This is a genomic window from Phytoactinopolyspora halotolerans, assembly GCF_010550675.1.
Taxonomy (GTDB): domain Bacteria; phylum Actinomycetota; class Actinomycetes; order Jiangellales; family Jiangellaceae; genus Phytoactinopolyspora; species Phytoactinopolyspora halotolerans.
The window spans coordinates 60,094-67,050 of record NZ_JAAGOA010000034.1 but is presented as its reverse complement, the minus strand read 5'-3'; the positions used below and the strand labels follow the sequence as shown (position 1 = coordinate 67,050).

8 protein-coding genes are annotated in these 6,957 nt (G+C 68.6%); 5 read left to right on the top strand and 3 right to left on the bottom strand.

Going from position 1 to position 6,957, the window contains the following annotated elements:
* The first annotated feature begins 307 nt into the window (after positions 1–307).
* The 5 genes from G1H10_RS34850 to G1H10_RS30290 all read left to right on the top strand — a co-directional run bounded on the left by G1H10_RS34850 (position 308) and on the right by G1H10_RS30290 (position 3,606).
* Positions 308–1,045 (top strand): alanyl-tRNA editing protein, encoded by a 738-nt coding sequence (locus tag G1H10_RS34850; RefSeq protein ID WP_163745013.1) that lies wholly within the window; start codon positions 308–310, stop codon positions 1,043–1,045.
* Positions 1,046–1,115: 70 nt separating this feature from the next.
* The gene (locus G1H10_RS30305; RefSeq protein ID WP_163745012.1) at positions 1,116–1,607 is read left to right on the top strand and encodes a glutathione peroxidase; all 492 of its coding nucleotides are present in this window, start codon (positions 1,116–1,118) and stop codon (positions 1,605–1,607) included.
* Positions 1,608–1,633: 26 nt separating this feature from the next.
* On the top strand, positions 1,634–2,083 hold the full coding sequence (locus G1H10_RS30300; protein WP_216853814.1) for a GNAT family N-acetyltransferase: 450 nt from the start codon (positions 1,634–1,636) through the stop codon (positions 2,081–2,083).
* A 229-nt stretch (positions 2,084–2,312) separates the two neighbouring features.
* Entirely contained in the window at positions 2,313–2,843 is a 531-nt protein-coding gene (locus G1H10_RS30295) for an RNA polymerase sigma factor (RefSeq protein WP_216853813.1), read from the top strand.
* Complete coding sequence (locus G1H10_RS30290) at positions 2,836–3,606, top strand: anti-sigma factor family protein (protein WP_163745010.1); 771 nt, start codon at positions 2,836–2,838, stop codon at positions 3,604–3,606. Before G1H10_RS30295 ends, G1H10_RS30290 begins: the two co-directional genes overlap by 8 nt.
* Positions 3,607–3,648: 42 nt before the next feature.
* On the opposite strand, the gene G1H10_RS30285 is transcribed toward G1H10_RS30290, so the two are convergent.
* The 3 genes from G1H10_RS30285 to G1H10_RS30275 all read right to left on the bottom strand — a co-directional run bounded on the left by G1H10_RS30285 (position 3,649) and on the right by G1H10_RS30275 (position 6,880).
* Positions 3,649–4,338, bottom strand: coding sequence for a cysteine hydrolase family protein (locus G1H10_RS30285; RefSeq protein WP_163745021.1), 690 nt, complete (start codon positions 4,336–4,338; stop codon positions 3,649–3,651).
* A 65-nt stretch (positions 4,339–4,403) separates the two neighbouring features.
* The gene (locus G1H10_RS30280; protein WP_174264796.1) at positions 4,404–5,693 is read right to left on the bottom strand and encodes an amidase family protein; all 1,290 of its coding nucleotides are present in this window, start codon (positions 5,691–5,693) and stop codon (positions 4,404–4,406) included.
* An 83-nt stretch (positions 5,694–5,776) separates the two neighbouring features.
* Positions 5,777–6,880: a M48 family metalloprotease gene (locus tag G1H10_RS30275; RefSeq protein WP_163745009.1), complete on the bottom strand. Its 1,104-nt coding sequence runs from the start codon at positions 6,878–6,880 to the stop codon at positions 5,777–5,779.
* Positions 6,881–6,957 lie beyond the last annotated feature (77 nt).

Below are 6,957 nucleotides of genomic sequence, written 5' to 3'. Positions count from 1 at the left end.
GCTGGCACCACGCACGCCGTTCTCCCACACCTAGTTTTGATCTTCGACAATCAAAAACCTAGGCCGGAAAGAACGGCGTGCGCTGCTATGACACGCTCAACCCACCCACGGATAAGTCAGAAGAGCCCTAAATGATCATGTGAAGTAGGTTTTCTCGTGCCCTACCATGTCTGCAGACCCGGTATGGCACGAGAAAACCTACTGCCGCACGTCCTGCGGATCGAGCACCGAGGGGCCACTCGACACCGGGTGCACGGCACCGCGAGAAAGCGGACACGACGGGTCGCCCGGAGTAGAGTCGGCCATTGTGCGGCATGATCACCACGGCCGGACGCACCGGCTGGAGCTCTCAGACCAGACGCTCCGTGAATGGGAATGCACGGTACTCGCGTCCGACCCGGAGGACGGAATCGTGCTGGACCGCTCCGCTTTCTACCCGGGAGGTGGAGGGCAGCCGCCGGACCAGGGTGTTCTGCTGTGGGGCGGTGTCCAGACCCGGATCGTCGGGGTGCGTCAGCGGGATGACCTGTGGTTGATCCCCGAACCCGACGACCCGTTGCCCCCGCCGGGGACGGCCGTGCAGGGCGCGATCGACGACGAGCGCCGGAGCAAGCTGATGCGCACGCACTCCGGGCTTCACGTGCTCTGCGGCGTCATGTTCCACGACTTCGGTGTCCCGGTGACCGGCGGAAACATGGAACCGGGTGAGGCACGGCTGGATTTCGACTTCCCGGAAGTACCGCCCGGGTTCAAGGACACGCTGACCGAGCGGTTGAATGAGGAAGTCCTGGCTGACCGTGCGATCCAGGTCAAGGTCCTGCCCCGGGAGGAGGCCTACCAGCTCGGTCCGATCATCAAGACGGCGACCGACCTGCTGCCGCCAGATCTCGAGGTGGTTCGGCTGATCGACATCGACGGTCTCGACCTGCAGGCCGACGGTGGCACGCATGTGGCCTCGACGCGGCAGATCGGCCGGATCGAGGTGAAGAAGGTGGAGAACAAGGGGCGTGGTTTCCGCCGTGTCCGCATCCGCCTCCCCGAGTAGCACAGGGGAAGATCCCCGGTGACATAGTGGTTGACGGGTACACACAGTCTCCGTCCTCCAAGGAGAAATCTTGTCTTCCCTCTACGACGTCCCGCTCCGCACGATCGATGGCCGGCCGACCTCGTTATCCGAGTACAAGGGCAAGGCCTTGCTGCTGGTCAACGTTGCATCGAAGTGCGGCCTGACGCCGCAGTATGAAGGGCTGGAGCGGCTGCAGCAGCGTTATGCCGACCGCGGCTTCACCGTCCTGGGCTTCCCGTGTAACCAGTTCGGCGGGCAGGAGCCGGGAAGTGCCGAGGAGATCGAGACGTTCTGCTCCACCACCTACGGTGTGACCTTTCCGCTGTTCGAGAAGGCGGACGTGAACGGCGAGAACCGGCAGCCGCTCTACGTGGAGCTGACCGAGGCCGCCGACGGTGACGGTGAGGCCGGCGACGTGCAGTGGAACTTCGAGAAGTTCCTCGTCGACGCGGAGGGAACCGTCGTCGGCAGGTTTCGGCCGCGAACGGAGCCGGAGTCGGACGAGGTGATCAACGCGATCGAGGCCTCTCTCCCTGCGTGAGTGCTGTTCCGCGTAAGGTCGTGAGGGTGCGCGAGCTAGACCTGCACGTAGCTTCGTTCCGAGATCTCAGCATCGAGACGTTGTACGCGTTGTTGCGCCTGCGCGTGGACGTCTTCGTCGTCGAGCAGCAGTGCGCGTATCCCGAACTGGATGGGCGCGACACCGAACCTGGGACGCGGCATCTGTGGTTTGCCGACGACGACGGCTCTCCGGTCGCCTACCTGCGCCTGCTCACTGACGCCGACGGCACGGCCCGGATCGGGCGCGTCGTCGTCGCGGCACACGCTCGTGGCGCCGGCTTGGCCGACCGACTCATCGACGCGGCGCTGGCGGAGACGGCCGGACGCCCGTGTGTGCTCGACGCCCAGGCGCACTTGGTGGATCTGTATGCGCGCCACGGGTTCACAGTGGTCGGCGCGGAATATCTGGACGACGGCATCCCGCACGTCCCGATGGCTCGTCCCGCGACATCCTGAGTTTCGCAGCCGGATCGTGCGGCCGCCGGCGAGCAGCATCACCCGATCGCCGGCGGCCGCCTCCCTACCCAACCCGGTCTGGCGGCGGCAGACTGCGCCGACCCGCGGGCGATCCGAGGTCAGCTGCAGTTTGATCACCTCACTGTGATGAGATACGTGTCTGAGCACCGGATGGATTGACGTTCGGTCAATCGATTCGGCAGCGTTTCTCGTATGTAGGAGCGTGGGAGTGTCTGACGATGCGCTGCTTGCCGGCATGGCCGCCGGCGACGCCGACGCGATGGCCGCGTTCGTCCGGCGCCATCAGTCTCGGGTCTACGGGCTGGCGCTCTCCGTCGTCGGCGATTCGGCTGTCGCCGAAGAGGTGGCGCAGGAAGCCTTCGTGCGGGCATGGCGACACGCCGGCAACTACGATCCGCGGCGCGCTCGCGCGACCACCTGGCTGCTCACTATCACGCGCAACGTGGCGATCGACGTCGTCCGCGTCCGTCGGGAACTGGCGATGGAACCGGTCGTGGTGGCGGAGATGATGATCGCCTCCCGGGACGACAGCGAACGGGTGGCGGATGCGGACCGGATCACCACGGCACTCCGGGAGCTGCCGAGAGAACAGGCGGTCGCCGTCTTGCTGTCGGTGCATTTCGGCCTGACCGCACAGGAGATATCCGATCGACAGGAGATCCCACTCGGAACCGCCAAGACCCGGATCCGTACCGGCCTGTCGCGGCTACGCACGATGCTTGAGGTGAGTCATGGCTGAGCGGATGAGCTGTGCCACCGTCGCCGACACGCTGGCCGAAGTGGCTACCGGCGCGGCCAGCGGGCCCGACCGGGCCCGTGTCCTCAGTCACCTGGCCGGCTGTGAGAAATGTCGGCGGGAGCTGGACGAGCTGACCAGAGTGGCCGACGAAGTTCTCCTCGTGGCACCCGAGCACGAGCCGCCGGCCGGGTTCGAGAGTGCGGTGCTCGCGCGCATCGCGGAGCAGGCGGACCGGCCTGAGGACGACCAAGCGCCGGCGTCGGCGTCAGCGCCGACACAGGTGCCCCATCCGCTGCCGGCCGAGCGGCGCGGCCTGCGGCGTGCGTTCCGGCCGTTGGCACTGGCTGCCGCGGCGGTGGTGATCGCTCTGGGTAGCGCGGGCGTCGTCTGGCAGGCCACCTCGGATGAGCGGGACATCGCCGCCAGCTACCGGGACACCCTGGAGATCGCGAACGGTCAGTACTTCGCCGCCGCGCCGCTGCTCGATCCGGCCGGTAACCAGGTCGGACACGTTTTCCTCTACCAGGGCGAGCCGGCATGGGTGTTCGCGGTGCTGGGCCAGGCCGCCCAGCCAGGGGTGTACGACGTCGTCGTGGCGACGGACGACGCGCGGCACGCGGCGGGCACGTGCGATGCCGAGAATGGCGACTGCGGAGCCGGTGCGACGGTGGATGCGGACATCAGGGACATCAGGTACGTGCAGCTGGTCGCGGAGGACGGGCCGACGTTCACGGCCAGCCTGTCGTCCGGGTGGGGCTCTTGAACACCGAGGGTATGGGGCTCGGCTGCCGCGCCGCGCCTCTGATCAGCCTGCCAGCGCGGAGAGCAGATCGGCGCTCGTCGTCGTGAAGCCGAAGCACTGACGGACGTTGTAGACGGTGGCGTCCATGCAGTACTGGGGCGACGTGGTCCCGACGGCGTCGGAGACCATGACCACGTCGTATCCCAGGTTCGCCGCATCCATCAGCGTGGCGAGCACGCATTGGTCGGCGTTGACCCCGGCGAAGAGCAGCGTGTCCACCCGCAGATTACGCAGGATGGAGTCGAGCGGGGTGTCGACGAAGCCGCTCATCCGGTACTTGTCCACGCCGATGTCGGACGGGCCGGCGACCAGTTCATCGACCACGGCCGCCGCCCACGCCCGCGCCTGCAGCACCGGCGAACCCGACGGGCCGGACGTCGAGCCGATGCCGCCGCCGGTGCCGTCGCTGTCATAAACGTGCCGGACGCCCGGCGGCAGGTTCGCCTGATCGGGGCGGTTGCCCCAGTTCAGCCATACCACTGGGACTTCCTGCGCACGCAGATGCGGAAGGAGCTTCTCCAGCACCGGTATCGGGGTGCGCGCGCCGGAGATGTCGACGCCGATGCCGGACAGCCAGCCGTCCGGGTGGCAGAAGTCGTTCTGCATGTCGATGACCACGATCGCGGTCCGAGCGAGATCCACAGTGAGCCGCTGTGGCTGCGCCTCGAAGCGGAGCGGTCGCGGCGGCAGCATCGGGCGGCGCAGGTCAGCAGCCTCCGGACTGAGTCGCCAGGAGTTTCGGGCGGTCGGAGCGACGGTCACGGCACCTCCAGCAAGGACAGCAGCGAGCGGTCCGCGTCCGAGCCGGCCACCAGGCACAGACCGACGGGCAGACCATTCGCTTGTGCCGTCGGTATGGTCAGCGCCGGCAGACCGCCCGCGCCGGCAAGGCAGGTCAGCCGGAGCGTGGCGGCCCGGATCGCATCGATCATGGCAGCGTCCGCGCCGACCGGGGGCGCGGGACTGGACGTGGCCGGCAGCGCCAGAACGGCGCCGGGGACGAGGAGCGCGTGTAGCCGGTCGCGAGCGTCCGCCAGCACGGCTCGGGCGTCGTCCTCGGCGGCCCGGGTGACAGCCGCGCCGGATCGGAACCGCGCCTCGATCGCGGGTTCCAGCAGCCCGGCATGTGCACCGACGAATTCCGCGTGCTCGCGCCAGGCCTCGGCGGTCTGGACGGTGCGGAACGCGCCGAACCAGACCTCAAGGATCTCCTCCGGCAGGTCGATGAGATGCACGGAGCCATCGGCGCGCCGGGCGAGTGCGCGCACGGCATGGTGGACGGCGTGCCTGGTCTCCGTCGTCGCGAGGTCCATCAACGACGGCGCGATCAGGTAGTCGCGCACGGTGCCACCCGGGCCGGCGGGCGGCAGGAGGACGTCGGCGGCGTCGAGCAGATCGGCCGGGGTTCGGGTCATCATCCCGACCGTGTCGAACGACGGTGCGAGCGGAATCAGGCCGGTGCGGTCGACGGCGCCGTGCGTCGGACGCAGCCCGTACAGCCCGCAGTACGACGACGGGACCCGGATCGATCCACCGGTATCGGTGCCGAGCCCGATGTCCGCCGCGCCGGCGGCGACGGCGGCCGCCGGGCCGCTGCTCGAGCCGCCCGTGGCCCGGCCCGGTGCCGCGGGATTGCGCGGAGTTCCGTAGTGCAGATTGGCCCCGGCCAACGAGAACGCCAGCTCGTCGGTCTGGGCGATCCCGGCGACGTCCGCTCCGGCGTTGAGCAGGGCGGCGACCGCGGCGGCGTGCGTGTCCTCGACGGGCGCCGACGTCAGCCAGTACGGATTGCCGGCCCCGATACGCTGGCCGGCCACGGCGAACAGGTCCTTGACCGCCACTCGCCGGCCGCTGAGCGGACCTCCGGGCCGGCCGGGTATCAGGGGAGCGTCGGAGGGCTTGACCCGCCAGACCGCGCCGTCCTGGTCGCTCTCGATGACGCGGCGGTCATCGGGCCATGAATGATCGGCACGCGACCCCACGTCGCCGTCGTCGGGCGCATGGATAGGTGGTGGCGGGCCGGGCGTCCGGGCATCGTTGTGGGGCATCGACGCCGACTCTAGCCGCCGATGTTGATACAGTGAACATTCGCTACATAGGTCTTACCTGGTTGAAACGTGCTTCCGGCGCCCTATCGAGATGCGCCTGCGCCCATCCGCCGGGATAACCTGGCGAGCTGGTCCATCCGGCGATGCATCGGCGGATGGGTACGGTTCGCCCATGCCAGCCGACGGTCCATCCAGTCATCGTGGCCTTCCTCCGCAGGACGTGCGAACGGGACGATCGCCAGGGGAGACATCGACGCCAGCGAGCGGAGATCGGCCGACGGGGCGGTGTGCATGCCGCCTTCAATCGTGCCGAGCGCGGCCGCGAGCGTGGCCGGTGCGCCGGTCATGTCGGCAGCCGCCCGGTCCGCGGCCAGCTCACGGCGGCGCGCCAGCCGGTTGGCGGCGGCGAAGCCGGGCAACATCAGGACGAACCCCGCCAGCAGCATGGCCACGCCGACGGTGAGCAGGACGATCCATACGGCGACGCGGACCAGCCACGCGGCGACGAGCAGCGGCACCGCGAGCATCAGCGGGAGCCTCCTCCGGGGCGGGTGTTCCTTGAGATCCGCCTCGGTGATCCGCTCGGAACTCGAACTCCACGGTCGCCCACAGCAGCGGGCGACGATGCAGCACGGCACTTCCAGGTAGCTGATCGCGACGAACAGAAGCGTCGGCAGCACCACGACCCACATCGCCGTTCCGCGGGCGAAGGCCAGCACCTTGGCGTCCCGGTGGGTCATGTGTGCGAACTCGTGCGCAACGACCGTCTGTAGCTGCTCGTTGTCCAGGCGTTCCAGCAGTCCCCGGCTCACATAGAGGGTGGGACGGGCGGCGTCGTCCGGTTCGAGCACGACGGAGTTGGGTGCATCGGTCTCGATGACCATCATCGATGGCACGTCCCGTCCGAACAGCGCCGCCACCCGTTCGACCACCGCATACAGCCGTGCGTCCTCGTGATCGTCGGCGGGCGTGACCGTGGCCGGCACGGTCTTGTCCGACCAACCCATCCACCCCGCGGCGATCGCCAGCGCCACAGGCGTGAAGCCGAGCCACCACGGCAGCCACCAGACGCCGATGACGTGCAAGATCAGGCAGCACACCGCGGCGTATCCGAACCAGGTGGCGACCAGAAGCAGCCACGCCCCCAGGACCGGCCAGATCGGTGCCTGCTTGAACCGCACGTCCACGGCGTCACTGTACGGTGTCGGCCGGGACGCACACACCCAAGGGCGAACCGTGCGCCCGCCCAACGGGCGACCCCGTC

Bases quoted from the DNA above. Each gene is read 5' to 3' on its own strand.
- G1H10_RS30290 (WP_163745010.1), top strand. From the start codon at position 2,836: ATGGCTGAGCGGATGAGCTGTGCCACCGTCGCCGACACGCTGGCCGAA.
- G1H10_RS30285 (WP_163745021.1), bottom strand. From the start codon at position 4,338: ATGCTGCCGCCGCGACCGCTCCGCTTCGAGGCGCAGCCACAGCGGCTC.
- G1H10_RS30280 (WP_174264796.1), bottom strand. From the start codon at position 5,693: ATGCCCCACAACGATGCCCGGACGCCCGGCCCGCCACCACCTATCCAT.